18 protein-coding genes are annotated in these 21,704 nt (G+C 50.7%); 5 read left to right on the plus strand and 13 right to left on the minus strand.

The annotated features are described in order from the left end of the window. The first annotated feature begins 15 nt into the window (after positions 1-15). On the plus strand, positions 16-2,085 hold the full coding sequence (locus tag J3P34_RS16100; protein WP_210489670.1) for an insulinase family protein: 2,070 nt from the start codon (positions 16-18) through the stop codon (positions 2,083-2,085). A gap of 208 nt (positions 2,086-2,293) precedes the next feature. Here J3P34_RS16100 and J3P34_RS16105 read toward each other — a convergent pair whose 3' ends face one another. The 4 genes from J3P34_RS16105 to J3P34_RS16120 form a co-directional block, all read right to left on the minus strand. Then, positions 2,294-2,869: a hypothetical protein gene (locus tag J3P34_RS16105; RefSeq protein ID WP_210489671.1), complete on the minus strand. Its 576-nt coding sequence runs from the start codon at positions 2,867-2,869 to the stop codon at positions 2,294-2,296. A gap of 27 nt (positions 2,870-2,896) precedes the next feature. Further along, a complete protein-coding gene (locus J3P34_RS16110; RefSeq protein WP_246853754.1) occupies positions 2,897-3,781 on the minus strand; it encodes a DUF58 domain-containing protein in 885 nt (294 codons plus the stop codon). Positions 3,782-3,947: 166 nt separating this feature from the next. Continuing rightward, complete coding sequence (locus tag J3P34_RS16115; protein WP_210489672.1) at positions 3,948-4,499, minus strand: hypothetical protein; 552 nt, start codon at positions 4,497-4,499, stop codon at positions 3,948-3,950. A 15-nt stretch (positions 4,500-4,514) separates the two neighbouring features. Further along, on the minus strand, positions 4,515-5,510 hold the full coding sequence (locus J3P34_RS16120; protein ID WP_210489673.1) for an AAA family ATPase: 996 nt from the start codon (positions 5,508-5,510) through the stop codon (positions 4,515-4,517). Between the two features lie 297 nt (positions 5,511-5,807). Here J3P34_RS16120 and J3P34_RS16125 point away from each other — a divergent pair, with 297 nt between their 5' ends. Beyond that, positions 5,808-6,521: a tetratricopeptide repeat protein gene (locus tag J3P34_RS16125; RefSeq protein WP_210489674.1), complete on the plus strand. Its 714-nt coding sequence runs from the start codon at positions 5,808-5,810 to the stop codon at positions 6,519-6,521. A 66-nt stretch (positions 6,522-6,587) separates the two neighbouring features. On the opposite strand, the gene J3P34_RS16130 is transcribed toward J3P34_RS16125, so the two are convergent. The 7 genes from J3P34_RS16130 to J3P34_RS16160 form a co-directional block, all read right to left on the minus strand. Then, entirely contained in the window at positions 6,588-7,208 is a 621-nt protein-coding gene (locus J3P34_RS16130; protein ID WP_210489675.1) for a DUF4159 domain-containing protein, read from the minus strand. 60 nt (positions 7,209-7,268) lie between these two features. Continuing rightward, complete coding sequence (locus tag J3P34_RS16135) at positions 7,269-8,585, minus strand: TldD/PmbA family protein (protein ID WP_210489677.1); 1,317 nt, start codon at positions 8,583-8,585, stop codon at positions 7,269-7,271. A gap of 71 nt (positions 8,586-8,656) precedes the next feature. Further along, a complete protein-coding gene (locus J3P34_RS16140) occupies positions 8,657-10,300 on the minus strand; it encodes a TldD/PmbA family protein (RefSeq protein WP_210489678.1) in 1,644 nt (547 codons plus the stop codon). Positions 10,301-10,557: 257 nt separating this feature from the next. Further along, positions 10,558-13,302, minus strand: coding sequence for a S8/S53 family peptidase (locus J3P34_RS16145; RefSeq protein ID WP_210489679.1), 2,745 nt, complete (start codon positions 13,300-13,302; stop codon positions 10,558-10,560). 589 nt (positions 13,303-13,891) lie between these two features. Then, entirely contained in the window at positions 13,892-14,599 is a 708-nt protein-coding gene (locus J3P34_RS16150; RefSeq protein ID WP_210489680.1) for a head GIN domain-containing protein, read from the minus strand. A gap of 95 nt (positions 14,600-14,694) precedes the next feature. After that, positions 14,695-15,732: a DUF3667 domain-containing protein gene (locus J3P34_RS16155; RefSeq protein WP_210489681.1), complete on the minus strand. Its 1,038-nt coding sequence runs from the start codon at positions 15,730-15,732 to the stop codon at positions 14,695-14,697. A 205-nt stretch (positions 15,733-15,937) separates the two neighbouring features. After that, positions 15,938-16,456, minus strand: coding sequence for a hypothetical protein (locus J3P34_RS16160; RefSeq protein ID WP_210489682.1), 519 nt, complete (start codon positions 16,454-16,456; stop codon positions 15,938-15,940). Positions 16,457-16,659: 203 nt separating this feature from the next. Between J3P34_RS16160 and J3P34_RS16165 the strand changes: the two genes are divergently transcribed. The 3 genes from J3P34_RS16165 to J3P34_RS16175 all read left to right on the plus strand — a co-directional run bounded on the left by J3P34_RS16165 (position 16,660) and on the right by J3P34_RS16175 (position 18,820). Next, entirely contained in the window at positions 16,660-17,388 is a 729-nt protein-coding gene (locus J3P34_RS16165) for a DUF6966 domain-containing protein (protein WP_210489683.1), read from the plus strand. Between the two features lie 214 nt (positions 17,389-17,602). Further along, the gene (locus J3P34_RS16170; RefSeq protein ID WP_428480480.1) at positions 17,603-18,175 is read left to right on the plus strand and encodes a DUF4256 domain-containing protein; all 573 of its coding nucleotides are present in this window, start codon (positions 17,603-17,605) and stop codon (positions 18,173-18,175) included. A 93-nt stretch (positions 18,176-18,268) separates the two neighbouring features. After that, the gene (locus J3P34_RS16175) at positions 18,269-18,820 is read left to right on the plus strand and encodes a hypothetical protein (protein ID WP_210489684.1); all 552 of its coding nucleotides are present in this window, start codon (positions 18,269-18,271) and stop codon (positions 18,818-18,820) included. A gap of 158 nt (positions 18,821-18,978) precedes the next feature. Here J3P34_RS16175 and J3P34_RS16180 read toward each other — a convergent pair whose 3' ends face one another. Then, on the minus strand, positions 18,979-21,072 hold the full coding sequence (locus J3P34_RS16180; RefSeq protein WP_210489685.1) for a M56 family metallopeptidase: 2,094 nt from the start codon (positions 21,070-21,072) through the stop codon (positions 18,979-18,981). Next, positions 21,047-21,448, minus strand: a complete 402-nt coding sequence (locus J3P34_RS16185; RefSeq protein ID WP_210462327.1) for a BlaI/MecI/CopY family transcriptional regulator — start codon at positions 21,446-21,448, stop codon at positions 21,047-21,049. Before J3P34_RS16185 ends, J3P34_RS16180 begins: the two co-directional genes overlap by 26 nt. Positions 21,449-21,704: the final 256 nt, after the last annotated feature.

Genomic DNA, 21,704 nt, shown 5'->3' on the forward strand with positions numbered 1-21,704 from the left:
TACTCACAGAATTCCATGAAAAAATATATTTCTATTTTCTTTTTGGCGCTGGCGGTCTCTTTTGGCGGCGTAGCCCAAACAAAGCAAACCCCACCGCCGGCGGGTCCGGCACCTACCATTGCCTTAGGCCAATATGAATTCTTCACGCTTTCTAACGGCCTGAAGGTGTACGTGGTGGAAAACCACAAACTGCCCACCGTGGCCATGAGCCTGGTTCTGGACCGTGCCCCGGTGCTGGAAGGCGAGAAAGCCGGCCTCACGGGCGCTGCCGGTTACCTCATGCGCACAGGTACCACCACCCGTACCAAAGACCAGCTGGACGAGCAGATTGACTTCATAGGTGCCTCGCTTAACACCACCTCTACCGGGTTCTCAGCCTCGGGCCTGAAGAAGCACTTCCCTAAACTGATGGAGCTGACCGCCGATGTGGTGCTGCACCCCAAGTTCACCCAGGAAGAGCTGGATAAGTTCAAGAAGCAGATGGGCTCCAGCTTGGCCTCGTCCAAAGACGATCCGGCTACCATGGAGGCCAACGTGCAGCAGGCGCTCCTCTTCGGGAAAAATCACCCGTACGGCGAGGTAGTCACCGAGAAAACCGTGGAGAACATCACCTTAGCCGATGCGCAGCAGTACTACAACACTTACTTCAGACCCAATATAGGCTACCTGGCCATTGTGGGCGACATTACCGCCAAAGACGCCAAGAAACTGGTGAAAGAATACTTTGGCAAATGGAAGAAAGCCGAGGTAAAGCAGAACACCTATCCGGCCCCGGCGCCTTTGACCGCCAACCAGGTGGCTATTGTGGACCGCCCCAACTCAGTGCAGTCTAACATATCGGTGACCTACGCGGTAGACCTGAAGCCCGGCAGCCCTGATGCCATCGCGGCCAGCCTGATGAACAACATCCTGGGTGGTTCTTTCGCCCGCCTGGATGCCAACCTGCGCGAGAAGCACGCCTACACCTACGGTTCTAACTCCTCGCTGGCGTCTGACCGCCTCATGGGCCGTTTCAGTGCTTTCGCCAGCGTGCGGAACACCGTAACCGACAGTGCCTTTACCCAGATCACCTACGAGATGAACCGCCTGCGCAAAGAGCCTGTACCGGCTGAGGAACTGCAGAAGGTGAAGAACATGATCATCGGGTCTTTTGCCCGCTCGCTGGAGAATCCGCTTACGGTGGCCATGTTCGCCATCAACACCGCGCGCTACAACCTGCCCAAAGACTACTACGCCAACTACCTCAAGAATGTAGCCGCCGTTACCCCTGCCGATATCCAGCGCGTGGCCCAGCAGTACCTGCAGCCTGAGAAAGCGTACCTGGTAGCCGTGGGCAATGCCCGCGAGATCACCGACAAGCTGAAGCGTTTCAACGGCAACCAGCCGGTGGCTTATTTCAACGCCTTCGGCGAGAAGACCGATGCGCCTATGGCCTCGCTTCCGGCCGGGGTAACCGTACAGACCGTGTTGGCCTCGTACATCAACGCCATCGGGGGCAAAGCCAACGTGGAGAAAGTGAAAGACCTCACCATCAAACGCACCATGAAAGTGCCTGGCGCGCAGCTGTCGGTCACTAGTCAGCAAAAAGGCGTGGACAGGTCATTGCTTACCGTGAACTTCGGCCCTAACGAGATCAACCGCGTGGCCATTAACGGCACCAGGGGCGCCATCATCACGCAGGGCCAGATGAAAGAGATGACCCCGATTGAGTTGCAGGACCAGAAGCTGGACAACTGGCTGAGCTTCCTGAACTACGACCAACTGGGCGTGAAACTGGCCCTTAACCAGATAGAGAAAGTAGAAGGCCGCGATGCCTACAAACTGGAGCTTACCCTGCCCAGCGGAAAGAAGTCTTTCCACTACTTTGACAAGGAAACCGGCCTGAAAGTACGCGAAGTGGTGACGGAGCAAACCTCCGTGGGCACCGCAAACCAAACCACCGATCTGAAAGATTACCGCGAGGTGAACGGCATCAAGTTCCCGCACCAGATTGACCTGCACATCGGCAGCCAGGTAATCTCCTCCACCGTGAACAGCGTGGAGATCAACAAGAACCTCAAAGACGATGTCTTCAAGCTGAAATAAGGTTCTTCAGTTATTTCACAGTTCGTCCCCGTTTAGAGGCTCTTTTGATGAAAAGAGCCTCTAAACGGGGACGAACTGTTTAGTAAGTACTTGCTAGTTCGTTTTTAGCTTTTTTCAGGAAAGTAGGCAGTAAACATTGTGGGCAATTTCTTACTTCAGAACGTTTTTATTATGGTCTTTTGAATCCCTATTACCTCTTTCATCCATTTCAGTTCTTCCATGGATTATGAATCTTTATCAAATAATACGTTTCCGATTCAGTGGTATAAACTTTTGGTAACCTCTCTTCAAAATTATTATCAAAAAGACGAAGAGAATCTAGAAGTGAAGCATTGAATATCTCCTCATATTGGCGGATTGGGGAGTTTATGTTCCTTGTTTTTATCAATCTACTCCTTGGGTTACCTGTTACACCGGTTTCATAGTACTGAATTATAAGATGCTCCTGCCTTTCATTCTCATAAATGGCTATATCCATATGAGATGGCCTTAAGTCGCTTAAAGACATGTAAAATATGATTACAGAAACTGCCCAAACAAGCGCTACTAATACTACTTTAAGATACTTCCTGGTTTTGAAGAGTGCATAAAAGGCAAAAGTGAGGACAAAGGTTAAAGTACCCCAAAACAAAGCTCCTTGGTCAAGAGCGATGACAAAACTGCTTCTAGGTTCATGGTCATGAAATCCGATGTATCCAAGCGGGAAATAAATTCCTATCAGGAGTGCAAGGATTATTAACCCTGAAACTATTTTATGCAGATTCGTTACTAAACACTTTCCCATTATTTCGATTAGCGTCAAGAACTCCCCTTACACTCTTGCCCGGTTGATCAGGAATGCGCGTAGGGCTTGGTCCAGCGGCTCATGCAGGTGGAAGCGCTCGTAGTGGATCTGCTTTTTACGGGTATCGGTTTCCAGAGAGCGAAGCCACTCCTGCAGACGTTGGAGGTAATCGGCGCGTTGGCCCTCAGTACTCACCTGCACAGTCTGGCCTGTCTCCAGATCCTGAAACGCGAGCTGGCCTTGGTACGTGAACTCCAGCTCATTCTTGCCCATGAGATGGAATAGCAACGTGTCCTTCTCTAAGGCTCCAATCTTGCGCAACGTTTCAGAAATCTCAGAGGTCTGCTCGTACATATCGGTGACCAGCACGGTAATCTCCTTCTGGCGCTTTTTCGCGAAAACAGGCGCTAAACGGTCCGGTGCCGGGAATGCTCCATTAGGTTTCACCTGCTCTAACTGATGAAAGAACCGCTGCAAATGCTGGCTGGACTGCTGTGGCGCCAGCTGCAGCAATTGCTCTTCCTGTAACACAAACAGCCCCACAGCATCGCCTTGCTGCACCGCCAGGTACGCGAGCGAGGCCACTAAATAGCGGGCATAGTCCAGTTTGTTAAGCGTCCCGTCTTGGTGCCCCATAGAACCACTGGCATCCACCACAAACCGCACCGCCACGCTGCTGTCCACCTCTGATTCCCGGATGTAGTACCTATCTGAGCGCGCGAACATCTTCCAGTCCAGTTGCCGCAGATCATCGCCGGGTTGGTAGCTGCGGTACTGGCTGAACTCTATGCCCGCTCCCCGCCTAATGCTCTGGTTGTGCCCCAGCATAAAGCCATCTACCACCGCCTTTGCAATCAGGCGCAGGTCTTTGATAGCAGCAAACGTTTGCGGGTTGAGGAGACGGTGAGGCATAATTTATTTTAGTTGTTAAACGGGTAGTGTAATCACTTCTTCTGTCATCTTGGAAAGATCTTGCGGGCGTACTAGAGAGGCTTTAGATTATGGCTATTACAGCTTGCTCACAAGTTCCTTTCAGGATGACAGAAGAGGAGAGAGCCACTGGTAGCTAGTTAGTTGGCTATTTAATTAGAACTGTAGTAGAATCCCGTGCTTCGTTCTTAAAATAAACAATGGCCCTGTCAGGATATTTCCTGAAGCTCAGGATTTCGCTTGGTGAATGGCTATCTCTAAAATCAACTATTTTTCTATCAAACAGTAAGAACTTTTTCTCATACAGAGTATAGGAGCAGCACCCTCCTAAGAAACCCGAGAACGAACTCCTGATTTCATATTTGCCATATCTAGCTGTTGCCTCTGTATCTGTGATGGAAGCAGGTGGACCCCATATGCCAAGAAAAACAGAACTTAAGATTGCTCCTAATATGCCGTCAGCCATACAGCTAATGATGACTACAATAGGTGATATAATGAATAAGGATGTATAATACTTTAAAAAGCTTTTACTCTTTAAGGTAAGGAAGAATAATAGAATGCCTGAGGTGTAAGCTATTACTTTCAGGATGAAAACGAACCTATCGTCTATTTCTATCCTGAAAATTACCTGAAGTAAAAGGTTTAACGCTAAGAACACCAATAAGCCAAAGTGGATCTGCTTTATTCTGCTTCTCATTCCTCAGCTATTATTTTACCTTAAAACCTCCCTCGGCATCTCCACGCCTTTCAGCAGTTCTTCCACTACTTTGTCTGTCGTGATATTGTCTGCCTCAGCGGTAAAGTTCACCAGCACTCTATGCCGCAGCACAGGATAGGCCATGGTCTGCAGATCAGGCAATGTTACCGCGAAACGGCCTTGCAACAGAGCCCGAGCCTTGGCGGTGAGAATGAGCGCTTGCCCAGCCCGCGGACCGGCTCCCCAACGTACGAACTCCTGTATATAAGGCACGGGACTTTCAGCGGGGCGGGTGGCGCGGACCACCCGGGCAACATAGGAGACCAAATCATCTGAAATGGTGACTTCGCGCACCAGACTTTGCAATGCCAAGATTTCAGGTCCGGATAGAATGGGTTGTACCGTCTCCCGTTTGCCGCCGGTGGTGTTTTTCAAAACCGAGATTTCCTCCAGTTCTGTGGGGTACTTGATTTTGATGTACAGCAGGAAACGGTCTAACTGCGCCTCGGGCAGCGGGTAGGTGCCGCTCTGTTCAATGGGGTTCTGCGTGGCAAGCAGGAAGAACGGGCGCGGCAGCGGGTAGGTTTTACCGGCGTAGGTCACTTCAAACTCCTGCATGGCCTCTAGCAACGCTGCTTGGGTTTTGGGCGGTGTCCGGTTGATTTCATCGGCCAGCACGATGCTGGCGAAGATGGGACCTTCATTGAACTGGAAAAAACGCTTGCCCGTAGTGTGGTCTTCCTCCAGGACTTCGGTGCCCAGAATATCGGTAGGCATAAGGTCTGGCGTGAACTGGATGCGGCGGAACGGCAAATCCACGGCACTGGCCAGGGTGCGCACCAGCAGGGTTTTCGCCAGGCCGGGCACGCCCTCTAAGAGTCCGTGGCCACCGGCTAACAGGGTGATAAGCACCTCGTCCAGCACTTCCTGCTGGCCTACAATGATTTTACTTATTTCCTGCCGAAGCGCCGGCAGTTTGCTTAACAGTTGGGTTACGTCTTGTGGGGTCACGTGGGGCGGATGCTAAACGATACTACTTGAACCAGTAAGTAAGCGATTGTTCTTGAATTTGCCTTTCTGATTTTGGTTTGTTTTCAGGAAATCAGGGCAAAAAAGCTACTAGGCATTCTTTCGCTGGCGTGAGCCTCAGGATCGTGCCTTCACATTGCTAACAGGCTAATGGGTTGAAATGCGTGCGGACACGAGCCGGAGGCTCGCGCCAGCGGGGTACAAATAACCTGTCCATTCATACAATTCCATGAAGGATATTTTCTGTATCTTCAGGATAACTTTAAACCACACCACTTCATGAGAAGCTTTCTCTGTTTTATGCTGTTCTTATTCGCTTTCGCTCAAGTTCAGGCACAGTCAAAAGCATGGGAAGAATGGCAGAAACGCGGTGAAAAGCAGATTAATCTACTTCCCATGTACGGCGGCAAACCAAAGCCAAAGAATCTGCTGGCCTTGGACAAAAAATTCCTTGCAACTGTAGATAAAGGCGGCGGAACCAGAGCCGAAAACAGTAAGTATTTCTCTGACCGTGGCTGGCAGTACTTTCAACAAGGCGATTTTGCAACGGCTATGTTCAGATTTAACCAGGCATGGCTTTTAGACTCCACCAATTCTAAATCTTATTGGGGATTTGGTCTTATCTGCGGAATGTTGGAAAATTATGACGATGCCTTGGTCCATTTGCAGAAGGCATATACCTTGGATTCTTCTGATGTCCAACTATCATGCGACATCATTTTCACTTATTTCTCTAAATACGAAGAGTCAGGTCAAGCACAATACTTGGAAAGCGCAGCGTTTGCAAGTCAGAAAGCACTGCTGCAAAGTCCTGACAATGCATTTGTGCTCTATGCCCATGCGTTGGTTCAGTACATGCAGAAAGAATATTCAAGCGCCTGGGATTATCTTTACAAATCCAAAGCAAAGGGAGAAGTTGGGTTGGATCAGCGATTTCTAAAAGACCTGCATGCCAAAATGCCTGACCCTAGAAAGGAGTTTGTGAAAAACTAGTGAAAGAACATCTCCACTCATTAAGCGTTTTCGGCTACTTTTTCAGAATAAAGCCCGGAAACGAACTTAACTGATAAGCGCATACATCAGAATATTCACGCCAAACTTAGTGTTGTCCTCGGCGAGCCAGCGCTTGTTCCTGAAGTCATAGTCCCACTCGCAGCCGTAGTCTTTGTTGCTATAAAGCACGGCAATGCGGCCGTTTACCTCGTAGGCTTTGAGGTAGTCGTGGACCAGGTCATCGCCCCAGCCGTTGAGCTCAAAGGAGGTGGTAGGCGGGCCTTCCTCGAATTTGAAAAAAGAACGGTAAATAGGATGGTTATTGGGAATTTTCTTCAGCGCCTTCGGCCCGAAACAGACGCGCATCTGCTCCTCAAACGACCGTGCGAAGAGACCGTCTATGTCATGGTTGCAGTCATCCACAAACACGAAGCCGCCGTTCTTCACGTAGCGCTCAAAATTGGCCCTTTCCTTCGCGTTAAACTGCACCAGCTTGTGGCCACTCAGGTAGCAGAAAGGATAGCGGAACAGCTCGGCACTTTCCAGGCTGATGACTTTTTCCTGCTCCACGATAGGCACGGTGGTGTACTCTACCAGCGAGTGCAGCAGGTTGGAGGGCATCCGTTGATCGGTGTCCCAGTTGCCGGAGCGGTATTGCAGGCGTACGAAGGTGAAAGGAGCGGGCATGGAAAAGCAAAATAAAGCCGTTCTAGTTCATAGAACGGCTTTAAGCATGATTTCATTTGATTAAACAGCGTCTGATAAGCTGGTGAAGGTGAAGTCTCTGATCTTCATAGGGGGCACCAGGTTGCCGCCGATGCGCTGCGGTTTGCCCAAGGCCTCCAGGTTGTTGAGCATGATCACCGGGCTCTCGTTGAAACGGAAGTTCTTCACAGGGTGCTTGATCTTGCCGTTCTCAACGTAGAAAGTTCCGTCGCGGGTGAGGCCGGTGTAGAGCAGCGTCTGCGGGTCCACGGCTCTGATGTACCACAAACGTGTCACCAGAATGCCTTTCTGCGTTCCTTTGATTAAGTCTTCCAAACTTTGGTTACCACCGGCCATGATGAAACCGCCCGGAGAGGGTAAGCCTTTCACGCCTTTCTTCTGCGCCCAGAACTGGGAATAGGTCATGTTCTTCACCACGCCTTTGTCAATCCAGGTCACTTTCTCGTGCGGCCGGCCGTCGCCGGACCAGGTAGAGGAAGGGATCTCGGGGTTGGTAGGATCTGAAGTGATGGTCACGCGCTCGTCAAACATCTTCTCGCCCAACTTGGTCTTCCCACCCGGCTTGCTCAGGAACGAGCGGCCTTCCTCAGCACTACGGGCATCCAGGCTGCGGAACATGTTTTCCAGCAGATCCACAGCCGCAGTAGGCTCCAGGATTACAGTGTATTTGCCAGGCTCCACCGCTTTGGCGCTCACTGAGCTTAGGGCTTTCTGGGCCGCAATCTCAGAGGCAGCAGCGGTATCCAGCTTGGAAACATCGCTCACATCACGCGTTACGTAGCCCGATCCCGTACCATCTGAGGTACGCATGGTCACGGAGAAATCTACATCTGAGCTCTGGTTGTAGGCGAACAGACCTTTGGAGTTCATCTTGGCGCTGAAGCCACTGCGGTCTTCCCAGAAACCGGCAGCCGTCAGTTTCTTGCTGTCGGCTAGTTGCATGCTTTTGGCAGCAGCGTTGGCGCGATATTCAGGGTCAATGTCGTGGGTGGTTTTGAACCAGGCATTGCTGGGCAAATAATTCTGCGGGCCGAGCATGGGCACGTACTCCGGGCTTTCCGGAGCAATGCGGGCTACCTCTTCGGCACGGCGCACTACTTTCTCCAGCGAGGCATCGTCAAACTCGTTGATGGTGGCCACTCCGGAACGTTTCCCGAAACGGGCTTCCACGGCCAGCGACATGTTTTCCTCTTCACCGCTGGTAGACACGGTACTGCGGGCGTAACGAATGTTACCGCCTTTATAGCCGCTGAGGTTTACCTCGCACTCATCGGCTTTGGAATAGCTCAGGGCCTTTTTCAGCAGCGCCTGCGCCTGATCTTTACTTAATATTGCCATTGGTCTGTATCACGTATCAAGTAGCAAGACACGACTAATATAGTCGCACTTATCTCGCTAGTTTCTCCTTGTTAGATTTTTCTTCCAGTGTTGATGACATTCACGCCGTTGAAACGAGTGTGCGAAGAGCCGTGCGAAACGGCGCTCACCTGGCTGGGCTGGCCTTTGCCGTCGAAGAACGAACCGAACATGCGGTAATCGCTCTCGTCGCAGACAGCAGCGCAGGAGTTCCAGAATTCCTGGGTGTTGCTCTGGTAGGCCACGTCTTCCAGCGGACCTACAATCTTGCCGCCTTTGATCTCGTAGAACAGCTGGCCGCCAAACTGGAAGTTGTAGCGCTGCTGGTCAATAGAATAAGAACCACGGCCCGCGATGTAGATACCACGGTCCACGCCTTTGATCATATCATCTACGCTCAGTTTCTGTTTGCCTGGCGCCAATGACACGTTAGGCATGCGCTGGAACTGCACCGAGCTCCAGTTATCAGCGTAAGAACAGCCGTGTGATTCTTTTTCACCAATGATGTGGGCCTGATCACGGGTGGCCTGGTAGTTCACCAGTACGCCGTCTTTGATGAGGTCCCAACGTTTGGTTTTTACGCCTTCGTCGTCATAGCCTACCGCGCCCAGAGAACCCGGTTGCACTTTATCAGCGAAGATGTTCACGTGCTTGCTGCCATATGGGAAGCTCTTTGATCTCCATTTATCTAAATCAGCAAAGGAAGTACCGGCGTAGTTGGCCTCGTAGCCCAGCACACGGTCCAGTTCCAGCGGGTGACCCACGCTTTCGTGGATGGTCAGGCCGAGGTGGTTAGGATCTAGCACCAAGTCATATTTACCTGCCATCACTGATTTAGCTGTCAGTTTCTCGCGGGCTTGTTTGGCTGCCAGACCAGCATCAGCGACAATGTCAAAGTATTTATCATAGCCGGTAAGGCCGGTGCCTTCCGGACCTTTCATGGTAGGTGCCTTCACAGTCAAGTACTCGTAGCCCATGCCCATTGGCGCACTCAGCGCATCGCGGGTCTTGAATTTGCCTGAGGTTTTGTCTACGGCGGTTACTGTGAAGTTAGGCCAGATGCGGTGGATATCCTGGTCAATGTAAGAGCCATCGGTAGACGCGAAGTATTTCTGCTCGTTTATCTGAAACAGCGCCGAATTCACGAAGTTGGCGCCGTTGGCCAAGGCCGCGGCATTGGCTGCCAGAAGCAAATCGGCTTTCTCTGAAACAGGTACTGCGAAGGCATTCTGTTTTATGGGTGTTTTCCAGGAAACCTCGCCATAACCTTGCTGCGGTGCTAGTTGTACCGGCTCTTTCTGCAGCTTGGAATTGGCTTTGGCAATGGCCACGGCCTGCTCGGCGGCTTTGGCAACGCCTTTGTCGCTCACGTCTGAGGTAGCCGCGAAGCCCCATGTTCCGTTGGCAATCACGCGCACCCCCACGCCGTAGCTCTCGGTGGTGCTGATGCCTTGTACTTGCTTCTCGCGGGTAAACACGTTCTGGGCCAGGTAGCGGCCAATGCGTACATCGGTGTAAGTGGCACCTTTGCTTTTAGCGGCGTTTAAAGCCACATCAGCCAGGCGCTTTTTCAGGGCCACGTCCACGGTTTCCAGGGCGCGGGCCGGATCAATCTCGTGACCAAACGTTGGGATGTTGGAAAGCAAAAGCCCTCCTACACCCATGGCGGTCAGTCCTATAAAATCACGTCTTTTCAAGGGTTTGTTTGTTAGGTAAGCGAGAATTTCAGGAGCAAAAAGATTTGCACTTCTAAGTTTACTTCATGTTGCGGAGGAAAGCAAGAAAGTTGTGCGGTAACTGTGGAAAGGGCCGATGCGATTAGTAACAGGCACTGAGGTTTACCACCTGTGAGGCTGCTCGTTTTAAGCCCGTTTTAGAGAAATCAGGCTCAAAACAAAAAGGCGCCAGCCCAAGTGGGATGGCGCCTTTTCGTATTCTTAAAGCTGTTTACAGACTATTTGGTAAGAACCAAACGGTTGGTGAAGACCTTGTTACCAGCCTCTACTTTGTAAATGTAGGTTCCGGCAGGCAAGCTGGTTCCGTCAAAGTTCACGGTGTGGTTGCCGGCAGCTTTGCGTTCAGCCACCAGCGACTGCACATTGTTACCCATCACGTCATACACGTTGATCTGAACCGGTCCCTCCTGCGCTACGGCGTAGCTGATGGTGGTTCTGCCAGAGAATGGGTTAGGGTACGAGTACACGCGATCATTAGCCGAGGCAGCTACGGCAGTAGAAGTACTGGTAGCAGCAATTGGCTGGGTAGCGGCATTCCACTGAGCGTGGGTGCGGGTAATGATCACGGCAAAATCACCGCGGGTTACATCTTGCAGCGGCTTGAAAGTAGCATGCAAGGTTGGCTTCAAGTCATAAGGACCTTGAGTCACCGAGTAGTAGGCGTTGATCAGGTTCAGTTCCAGGGCCACGCTCACGTACCCTTCCAAACCAGCCGGGATAGAAGCAGCATCCTCAATGGCGTACTCCACGCCGTCTACGTTCACGGTTGGGGTTTTACCGTTGCGGGCCAAGGCAAATTCCTGCAAGCCCAGCGCCTGTATCAGCGAGTAAGACAACTCAGCACGGTTTACTTTTCCGGCTGGCACAAATTTACCCGGAGACACTGGTAACATGATGCCGTTGAACTTGTGGCTTAAATCACGCAAGGCACCGCCTTTGGCCACGATAGACTCAGCCAGCAGCTTTCTGTCTTTCACATCGGTTAAGGTGAAAGAGCCATCAATGGGCAGGAACTGACGGATGCCTTCGCCCATCATGAGGTAATCTGCCAGGTCAATGCGCTTCAGAAGCTCGTCTGGCTTGAAACCACCACCTGCTAAACCATCAACCAAGCGGGCACCTACGGCCATTTTGATGGAAGCCTCGGCAGGGTGACCCGCGATATCAGCTAATCCGGTAGTGCCAGCAGCCGTCATTTTGTTTACAACGCCGTTGATGGTCTCGGGGAAAGCAACGCCGTTCAGCCCGGAAACTTCAGCGGTCCAGGTGCCTGCCTCCGGAGAAGCCACGGCAACGCCCCGGTCATAACTCAGTGAGAAAGTCACCGGAATGCCAGCACTGGTTCTCACGCCGCTTGGCGAGATGAGGGTTAATCTAACGGGGTTACCAGTTTCACCGGCTACGCCAGTGGCTTTGATTTTGGCTTCAATGCTGGTAGTGCCTGAAGCCACATTGAATTTGTAAACGTTGGTTGCAGTAGTGGCCGGGTTGAAGTTGATGCTAAAGTTCTCAGATTCACTGTTCGCGTTCACGTTGCTGTTGAAGGTTCTGGTCATGTTCACCGTGGAACCATAGATGGCAGACGCTCTAAAGGCTCTGTCAACGGCCGCATACGCGTTCACATAACCGGCGCCTACTTCCCATGACTCAGTGCCCGGAATGTTAGAGGCAGTCTGCTGCAGTATCTCTTTTACCTGCGCTACAGTCAACGAAGGGTTGGCATCCAGCAACAGTGCCACGATACCTGCCACGTGCGGAGCCGCCATAGAAGTACCGCTCATGTGCGTGTAATAAGGCAAATGCGCAGGCTCTAGGGTAGTGGCATCTTTGTCAATTGACAGGGAAGATACCGGGGCAATTACGCGGGTTGAGATGATATCCACACCCGGAGAAGTCACCGTTGGGCGGTCTTGCCAATTGAAGGTTTGTCCGTCAAGGGTGAAGGAACCGCCTTTGTTTTTAACCCCTCTTGAAGAAAAGTCAGCCAAACGGCCCGATTTGTCGCCAGCGGCCACGGCAATCACCCAAGGGGCTTTTTTATAGTTACCGGTAATGGTGCTGGAGCTAGGGCCAGAGTTACCCGCCGAGAATACTACCACGATGTTCCGGTCAACGCAACGCTTGGTAGCCAGCGTGATAGGATCGGCAGGGTTCACGTCTGAACCAGTGTCACTGGTGTTCCCGAAGGAGTTGGTGATGACCCGGATGTTGTAGCGGGCCTGGTTGATGATGGCATAGTCAAAGCCAGAAAGCACATCCAGCAATAACAAGGCAGCACCGGAACCATAGCCTACCAGGTCAGCGCCAGGGGCTACCCCGGTGTACTTGCCTCCGGAGGCTTGGCCAATACCGCCCACAATACCGGCTACGTGTGTTCCGTGGCCGCCGGTGGCATCGGTGTTCGGGATGTTCTCTACCGGTGTGTAAGGCAGAATACCAGACACCGAGTTCAGGTTGGTCACCGAAGTAGCGTTCTGCTTCAGGTTCTTGCCAAACTGCAGATCTGGGTGCGTTCCGTCCACGCCGCTGTCGTTTACCAATACGCCTACTCCTTTCCCGGAAACCGGCAGACCGCCATTCTGGGTAGTGAACGACATCTCCGTGCGGAGTTTGTCAACTCCTGTGATGGCGCGGGCACCATCGTTCTCATACTTGAGAGATTCATTCAGGTAAAGAGAGGCTACTCTGGGGTCTTTGGCCAGGGCTTCTACCTGGGATGGGGTAGCCACAATACCGGCAATAGGCAAGGCACGCAGGGTCAATCCTTGCACGATACCTATTTTGGTGAGGGAAGCGACATCCAGTAACGTAGGGGCCGCATCGCCTTTGAAAGTTACTACCACCTGCACGGGCAGTAATCTGTTAACGAGGGTTGCCTTAAGTTTTGGGTCTACAAAGGCTTGTGCGAAGACCTGGCTTACTGCCAGAAAGCAGAAAGCCACAATGGATAGAATTCTTCTCATAAAGGAAGGTGGGTAAAAGTTTTACATTTGTTAGTTTGGTAGTGTGTAATGGGGCTTATGGAGTGTACCTACGGCATATTATGTCAAGTAGGTTTTTCTATATTTGAAAAATATAAAAGCAGTTTTCAGCTCTCTTAAACCCCCACTTATTCTCTTTTATCACCCTTGCTATTACAGATAAAACTTTTGCAAGACACACCTCCTCTTTCTTTTCAAAATTTCATATAAAATACTTTACTAGTGCTAGTTATATCAGCCAAAATCAATGTAACTACATCTATTTACCAAGTGACTTTTTTATTAAAATGATTAAAAAATACAACAACCTTTTTTACTCCTCCTCGTCATGCCTCCTGCTTTATCAGTGCACTTGAGAACTCCCGGCAGATACACAGCAAGGCTTAAGGGTACTCATTCTTGAAACCTCGGCAGGGATTTAGGACTATATAAATATGGCATCCACCACGCTTAGATAAGGCCATCCGGAGAGGCTCACCTGAACGCGAAAGCCTTTTAGCCAGACAAAAGAAATGCCCCGGCAGATGGCTCTACCGGGGCATTCAACTGATCAATATTTATCCTAGAGAAACTAGATAGGTTTTACCTTGCCCATGCCGCTGTGTTTCACATTAGGCGAGCCTTTGTAGCTGACATTCACAATGCCGGCGGCTTCTACACTCAGTTCTTTAGAAACGTTGACCTCCGCGTTGCTGGCGCCAGCGGCATCCAGGGTCAGGTAATCGGTTTTTAGGTCAAGGGCTTTCAGGGTGATGGCTCCGGCCAGATCCATCTTTACTTTATCGGCGCGGCCGCTTAAGGTTACTTTGGTGCCTCCGGCAAAATCACCGGTAAGTTCTTTCACCTGCACAGCCATTACCACGTTAATGCCGCCGGCAAACTCAAGGTTTAAAGCCGAACCGTTAATGGTGTTGGTAGAGGTGAGTTTGATTCCACCAGCCAGCTCCAGGGCTTTCAGGTCACGTACCGTTACGTACGCTTTCAGGCGCTTGGCATTCCGGATGCTGTTTGGTTTGGTCTTAATAGTGAGCATACCATCTTCTACCGTAGATTCAATCAAAGGCAGAATGTTATCCTCGGCCTCTAGTTTCAGTGCCTCAGAGGTACCTTGGGTAAGCACCACCTCAAAGCCGCCGCTCACTCTAAGTTTATTGAAAGAACCTACAGAACGGGTCTGGGTAGTGATTTTGCCGTTGCCTTCTACAGACTGAGCCTGCACTTGTGACGCCCAGCAAATGAAGGTGAAGAGCAATAAAAGGGAAGCGAATGTCTTTTTCATGGGTTTATGGAGATTTAAGGTCAGGTTGTAACTGTGTCTTTTTATCATAGATGCCGAAATCTGGCAATGGTTGCCTGACCTGCTCAAAAAAGAGATTAAACCGCCAGGCTCACCACCAGTCCTAGCAGCAGCGTAGTTACCCCGGCAATGAGGTAAAGGAACAGGAGCGTGGCCATGTTGAAGAAAGTACGCAGGTAGCCGCGTTTGAAAACCCGCCGCAACCCAAAGAAAAGGTACAGAAAACCCAACAGGTTAACCCAGCCAAACAGGTCTATGGAGGTGAACAGGTACAGCGTAAGCATGTACAGGATGTACAGCACAAAGTAAAAGCAGTGCAGGTGAATGCTGAAGATAAGATGCTCCATGTAAAAGCGCCTAGCCCTGAAAAAGACCAGCTTGAGCAGCAGCGCAAAGACCGGCATGAGCACAAACATCATCAGGGAGATGTATTTGAGCCCCTTGGCAATGAGTTCGTTTCTGGTTAACCGCTGAAAATCGGCGGATTTCTGCAGAACCCCGCGCGTAAACCAGTTGTGTTGTTTAACCTTAAAGGCGGTAAGGGCAGAGTCTAACTGGGCATTGGAGGCATGCGGCGGAATGCTGTCCAGCGTGGCGAAATTGTATTGTTCCGCTTTGCTATCGGCCACCAGAAGACTGTCCATCTTAAGGTTTTTCTCCTCCAACCTCTCCCGGACAATGTTCCGGATAGAATCAGGAGTTTGGGGGGTAGCCTGGGTGATGAGGCTGTCTACCTGCATCGGGGCTTTTCTTAATTGCTTCCCTATGATTTGTTCACCGCCTTCCACATGGCCTATCCGCAGGGAGAGCAGGAAAAAGAAGACAAAGGAGATGAACACGTACAGCCTGATGGGCGGCACATACCCCATGCGCCGGCCCCGGTGGAACTCATTGGTAAGCTTGCCAGGATAGAAAAGCAGGTACTTAAGCGTAACCCAGAACTTGCTGTCATAGTGGATGGTGCCTTCCAGCAATTCCAGCGCCACGTGTTTGAAGGGCACGTTCAGGTCATGGTTCTCCTGGCCGCAGCGCGGACAGAAGTTGTCTGGCTGCGCCTGGGCAAACTCAAAATCACAATTGGTACAGACCGGATATTTACGCAGATGCTTGCCCATAAAGCTTTGTACTACACGCTATATATTAGAGAAGCAATATACTGTAAATGGCGGCAAGTAGCAAAGAAAACCCGCCGCTATTGCCTGTAAAGGGCTTTTCTGCAGATCCTTAAAACAGGGTCACGTCCTGGCAGGCAGTAGAAAATCCAGTCAAGCCATTTTGACCTTGGTTTTAGGAAAACTGCCCTTAAACAGCAGCGCCCGGCTAGGCCCGCTTTACGCCCTCTGCCCCGAAAGCTACCCCTCCGTTGTCCTGCACATTGCTGAAGAGGCGCCAGAACTGACCGGTGTTTTCCAGCACGCCCTCGCTGGGCCTGATACGCAGCAGCCGACCGCCTTCCAGGGCAATGGTCAGTTCCCCTTCTTCTGAGGCCGTCACCTGCCACACGCGCATAGGCTCTTTCTGCCCGCGCACTAACTCCTGCAGTTTCCGGTCTCTGAGGTTGCTGCCGGGCACCATCGGGTCAAAGGCTGGATCTGCCAGCGTCTGGGTGTCTTTGGGGATCTCCACCTCCTCAAACCTGATGGCCAATGCTCCGGCCTCCTCCAGTTGCCAATGGCAAGCCACCTCCAGGGTCCAGGCGCCCACATCCAGGATAAGGCCGGTGGCGTTCATGATGTGCGCTTTTCCGAAGTGGAAGAACTGCACATGCCCTAGCCGGGTGGTTTTGGTCAAGGGCAGCCCCAGCAAATGCTGCATTTCCGGAAAGATGTTCTCACTCATACACACGCGTTTCTAATCAAAAGCGAAGGTACGGATTTACCTGTTTCAACGGGCAGCGTGTTTCATGGCTGTTTTCTGAAAAGAAGGCTTGAAATAGAGAACGTTTCTGGCCCAAAGGAATAGCAGGCGATTGAAGGTTCTCTGATGATTCGGGAATAAGGTGTATGTTTATTGTTGTTATACTCTGAATAGAACCAAACATAGTGACAGATTACTACAAGATATCATTAGACATCCTGTTTCGCCTTTTGAAAGAGTCAGATAACCAACAGTGGAAAAACTGGATTGCTAAGGATATTTATCTATGGGAAACACAAAAAAGGGTTGATCATCATCTAAGTGCATTCGGTGGTATGGGTTCAATCAATGACCTATCTGTTGGAGGCTCAGACACAATTGACGTTTGGAAGAATAAACTATTTGATTCCATAAAGACGCTTTCCTGGAGTTTGGCAAAAGGAAGAATTCCAGCACCCCCAATTGACGAGAAATTCTACCGGCTCCATTCAAATGAACTTAGTGGTTGGCGTTGCACTCTCTGCGGGCATTCAAGAATCAACAAATCAGCTATTGAGCTATATTTATCAAATGAGTTTATACCCAAACTCATTGTAGATTATATCAAACTAGAAAAGCTGCTTGATATCTTAGATATGAAAAGCATAACTACTTATGAGCAAGTAGTTGATAAAAGGCAAAAAATTGAAAAGCTAATTGAAAGCGAAAACATCACTTTGACAGATGGTAACGAATGGCTGTGTACCTGTCCAAAGTGTAAAGACAAAAACGTCTGTGTTTTCAGGTGGCACATCAATGACGAATACACACAACTTGTTGAATCAAAAGGAAATTTAAAAATACGACCGAAGGTAATACCTGCTCATAACAGCAGCGTTCAGAGATGGTGGCAGAAGCTATTCAAATTTGGATAACCAATAAGGCGCAGCGTGGTTTTTGCTTGGAGACACAGCAAAAGCAGCAATCCTATATAGTATCAACTGCCAATGGATTGTTGTAGAGTTCAGCCTTTAAGTAATAGCCCATACTTCCTCTACACAGACCACTAGGTAGCAAGGCTTACTAAGTACTCAGCCTTACATGCTATCTTACTAATCACATGAATTTCTAATCAAACCAAAATAGCGCATGATGACTTTAGAAGCTGAAAAGGAGTTGTCACCAGAACAACGTGAAGAACTCCTCACCACGTTAAAAGGCCGTTTTGAGCAAAACAGGCATCGCCACCAAAATATTGAATGGGCTGCCGTGCAAGCAAAGCTGGTAGTCAATCCTGAAAAGCTGTGGTCACTCTATGAAATGGAAAGAACCGGGGGTGAACCAGATGTAGTGGGCCAGGATGCAAATACAGGTGAATACCTAATCTATGATTGCGCCGCAGAAAGTCCAAAAGGCCGAAGAAGCGTTTGCTATGACCGTGAAGCACTGGACTCCAGAAAAGAACATAAACCAGAAAATAGCGCCGTAGAAATGGCCGGCGCCATGGGCATTGACCTTCTCACCGAAGAACAGTACCGGCAACTTCAAACCCTCGGCAACTTCGACACGAAAACCTCCAGTTGGCTCAAAACACCCGCTGAGATCAGAAAGCTAGGTGGTGCCATCTTCGCCGATTTCCGCTACGGCCAAGTCTTTGTATACCACAATGGCGCCTCCTCCTACTATGCGGCCAGAGGGTTCAGGGGTTCTTTAAGGGTTTGAGTTGAAGTTGCGAATGTGTAGAATCAAAAAACAATAAATGATTAACCAAGGCTCTGCACATATTCTACACAAGTGCGTTACGCTTCATGCTAAATGAAAATAATTGCTTATCTCCTGATTATTCTTTTTTCTGTGTTTACAAGTCATGAAGTGCTAGCCCAATCACCTCCTTATAAACCCAAAGTAGAAGTAGTATCCTCTGACTGGAAGGACCATGGATTGACCATCGGACTGAATTATGGCAGATATGCCTATGGCGAAGTAGGGTACTTTAAACATTATGTCTATGAAGCCGGTGGATTCCCTGTAAGCTCTTATGGCATTAATTATGGCCTGGAGCTCTCCTACATAGATGAGGTAGTTCTGGCACCAAAAGTCCAAGGCCGGTTCCACTTCTACTTTCTCAATGCCAGCTTATCTGCCCTTTATTATTCTAACCTGGCAAAAGAATACGCAATTAAGCTAAGGCCTGAAATTGGAATAGGTTTACAGAACTTTGATATAAATTATGGATACAACATTGGGGTGGTAAAAGATGATTTTACAAGAAGCAACAAAAGCCTTCTTTCTATCAGGTATTACCTTAAATTGAAAAGAAGGCACCTGAACGAATACGATGCTAAAGGGAACAAAATCAACCGGTAAGTGATCAGTATAAGCCAAGGTGAAGCTCTCAAAAAAGACATTACCTAAACCATTAGACACAAAAATCCCCTTCTTCTCCGTTTCACGCGCCTTTCTAGAAATTAGGCCCTAAACAGAGAAGAAGGGGATTCTGGTTTATAACCTACCGGAAAGAACGCTTACTTTTTAGTTGAGTTCTTGCTGGAGTTGCGATTAGACTGGATCACGAAATTAGAGCCGTCTTTCTGCAGCATCAGGTCCACGTCTTCGCCGGTGGTTGTCTGGATGAGTTTTTTGTATTTGGCAAACAGGGCATCAGACTGTTTTTTGTCATTGATGTAGAGTCCGGTTTTGTCCAGCTTGAATTGGTAGTCATCATCCGCAGATTTGATGAGGCCATCAGACACCAGGGCAGCCTTGAGCTCTTTCATCATGGCCTCATGTTTCTTCATGCGCTCTTCGTGCTCCTTCATCCGGATGCCGTGCTCTTTCATGCGTTCCTCGTGTTCCTTCATGCGGACGGCGTGATCTGCCATGCGGCGGTCATGCTCGGCAGAAAAACGGGCCTGGTCCGCGGCGTGACCTTCCTGGCGATCCTGCATTCTGGCGCCAAATTCCCGTTGCCGTGCCTCAAATTCCTCCATTCTGGCGTGGAATTCCTTCATGCGCGTCTCATACTCCTTCATTTCCTTTTTATAGCGCTTGTTGCTTTCCGGGTCGCCAGACAAAGGCGCAATGGGCGGGATTGGGGCGATTGGCGCAATCCCAGACCTTGGCATGCGTGGCATAGGCGGCATAGGCGCTAACTGGCCTCTTCTGCCCCTGAAGTTCACATCGTCGCCTATTCTGTCCAGCGAGGCCTCTACTTCTTCCATGGCGCTTTCCACTTCTTCATCATCTCGGATGGTTTTGCCTTTCTTGGCAGCGGCCAGTTGCTGGTCAATGCGGGACTGGTATCTGCCCAGTTCGCTCTTGGGAATGCGGCGGCCATTCACGTAGACTTCCACCACTTTGCCCTTCTTGTTCTGCACTATCACTAACCCGTCTCCCAGTTGCTGCAAGGTCAGATCTTCCTCTTGCTGAAACTGCACAGGCTTCTTTTCTGGCTGCACTTCCGGCGCAGCAGGTAACTCTTCCGCATTCTGGACTACAAGAGGTTGTTCCTCCGGAGTCTGGGTCTGGACGGTGATGGGTTTGGCGGGCACGTTGTAGTTGGCCCAGGCACTGGCCGAGAAGACCAGCACCCCGGCAATAACGGCACAGCTGGCCAGGAATCCTTCAGAGAAAGAAGGCCGGAGGCTGGATTTCTGCACCAGCCGGGTAATGCGGCCCAATAAAGACCTGCGGCGGCCTGAGAATGCCACGGCAAGTCGCGGAGCGGATACTTTCGTTTTCATGAGCAGTTCTTCTAAGTTAGTTAAGGCGTAAGCATAGGTAAGGGAATCGCCGCAGAGGGCCAGGGCCAGGTCATCGCAGGCGTGCTCCCGCTCGGTGCGGGCGCAGTCTGAGATCCACCACACGGCCGGGTGGAAGAAAAACAGGGTCTCCACCATGCTTTGCAACAGGTTTAACAGGTAGTCACGGCGATGTACGTGGGCCAGCTCATGGGCCAGAATGGCTTCTACTTGCGCGGTCGATAATCCGGCTAAAGCGCCCAGGGGCAGCAATATCAAAGGTTTGAAGTGCCCGATGACCATAGGCACCTGCACCAGGGCAGACTCGGCTACGCTCACCAGTTGGTGCATGCCCAGTTTGCGGGACAGTTCCACCGCTTTCTGTTGCCAGACCTCGGGCACCACCCGGGTACGGTAAGACCGCAGCCTTTGCACATACACCCAGCCACCCAGCACGCGCAGCCCCATCAGCAGCATACCCATGAGCCACAGCGTTACCACGGCCGGCAGGTTCTGGTTGAAATATCCCCGGCCCTGCGCCAGGGCGTTCTCCCAGAAAGAAGGCGGCGCGGTCTGGATAATGACGGTTTGCACCTGCAATGCGCTGGCCTCCACCACGGCTACTTCCTGGATTGGCGCGGTGACCGCAGGATTATAGAGGTTACAGTACGTGATGACAGATACCAGCAGCAGGGCGATGAGCCCACCCCAGGCTACCCAGTACCGGGTAGCCGCCGAGTGCCGGTGCATTAACCTAAGCAAGACGCCCACCAGAAGGGCCATCAATGCTCCTTGCCAGAGAGAGTGCAGGAGGGTCCAGCCCAGCGCGTTGGTCACCGCCTGGGGCATGAGTTCATGAATCAGCGTTTGAGGAGTCATCTTCCAGTTTTTTCAAAAGGTGGCGGATTTGGTTTAATTCATCTGGGGTGGTGCGGTGATTGCCCAGGGCCTGCATCACCAGTTTCATGGCCGAGCCGCGGAAAGCGGTATCCAGGAAGCGGCCCAAGAGGTGCTGCTGGGTTTCCTCCTCGGTCACAGCGGCGCGGTACACGTGCGAGCGGCTTTCCTCATCACGCGTCACCAGATTTTTCTCGTGCATGATCTGCAGCAGTTTCAAAGTGGTGGTGTACCCGGTTTCCTTGGTCTTGCTCTGCTCTTCGTTCACAAACCGGACGGTGCTGGGCCCGTGCTGCCACAGGATCTGCAGGATCTCCAGTTCGGTTTCAGTGGGTTTTAAAGGGGCTGTATTCTCCATAGCTTCTCTTCAGGTCAACTCTACGACTTATTTCGTAGTCAATTATACGAAGCTTTTCGTAAAAAGAAAATTTAATCACGAAATTTTTCGTAGTTAAGGTAAAAATAAAAGCTTCTTTTTGCAAAGAAGCTGACTTTCAATAGAGTGCAACCTCAACCCGCGGTGCTACCTATAAATGATTCCGGACCCGTGAAAGAAAACCCGCCTTAAGGCCGTTCTGCTGGAGAGTGTTGTCTGCCTTTGAGGCGGCTGTTTG

This window comes from Rufibacter aurantiacus, from assembly GCF_017916345.1.
Classification (GTDB): Bacteria; Bacteroidota; Bacteroidia; order Cytophagales; family Hymenobacteraceae; genus Nibribacter; species Nibribacter roseolus.

Bases quoted from the DNA above. Each gene is read 5' to 3' on its own strand.
- J3P34_RS16160 (WP_210489682.1), bottom strand. From the start codon at position 16,456: ATGAGTGAGAACATCTTTCCGGAAATGCAGCATTTGCTGGGGCTGCCC.
- J3P34_RS16150 (WP_210489680.1), bottom strand. From the start codon at position 14,599: ATGAAAAAGACATTCGCTTCCCTTTTATTGCTCTTCACCTTCATTTGC.
- J3P34_RS16185 (WP_210462327.1), bottom strand. From the start codon at position 21,448: ATGGAGAATACAGCCCCTTTAAAACCCACTGAAACCGAACTGGAGATC.
- J3P34_RS16135 (WP_210489677.1), bottom strand. From the start codon at position 8,585: ATGGCAATATTAAGTAAAGATCAGGCGCAGGCGCTGCTGAAAAAGGCC.
- J3P34_RS16110 (WP_246853754.1), bottom strand. From the start codon at position 3,781: ATGCCTCACCGTCTCCTCAACCCGCAAACGTTTGCTGCTATCAAAGAC.
- J3P34_RS16100 (WP_210489670.1), top strand. From the start codon at position 16: ATGAAAAAATATATTTCTATTTTCTTTTTGGCGCTGGCGGTCTCTTTT.
- J3P34_RS16175 (WP_210489684.1), top strand. From the start codon at position 18,269: ATGAAAATAATTGCTTATCTCCTGATTATTCTTTTTTCTGTGTTTACA.
- J3P34_RS16170 (WP_428480480.1), top strand. From the start codon at position 17,603: ATGATGACTTTAGAAGCTGAAAAGGAGTTGTCACCAGAACAACGTGAA.
- J3P34_RS16180 (WP_210489685.1), bottom strand. From the start codon at position 21,072: ATGACTCCTCAAACGCTGATTCATGAACTCATGCCCCAGGCGGTGACC.
- J3P34_RS16145 (WP_210489679.1), bottom strand. From the start codon at position 13,302: ATGAGAAGAATTCTATCCATTGTGGCTTTCTGCTTTCTGGCAGTAAGC.
- J3P34_RS16115 (WP_210489672.1), bottom strand. From the start codon at position 4,499: ATGAGAAGCAGAATAAAGCAGATCCACTTTGGCTTATTGGTGTTCTTA.
- J3P34_RS16125 (WP_210489674.1), top strand. From the start codon at position 5,808: ATGAGAAGCTTTCTCTGTTTTATGCTGTTCTTATTCGCTTTCGCTCAA.
- J3P34_RS16130 (WP_210489675.1), bottom strand. From the start codon at position 7,208: ATGCCCGCTCCTTTCACCTTCGTACGCCTGCAATACCGCTCCGGCAAC.
- J3P34_RS16155 (WP_210489681.1), bottom strand. From the start codon at position 15,732: ATGGGCAAGCATCTGCGTAAATATCCGGTCTGTACCAATTGTGATTTT.
- J3P34_RS16105 (WP_210489671.1), bottom strand. From the start codon at position 2,869: ATGGGAAAGTGTTTAGTAACGAATCTGCATAAAATAGTTTCAGGGTTA.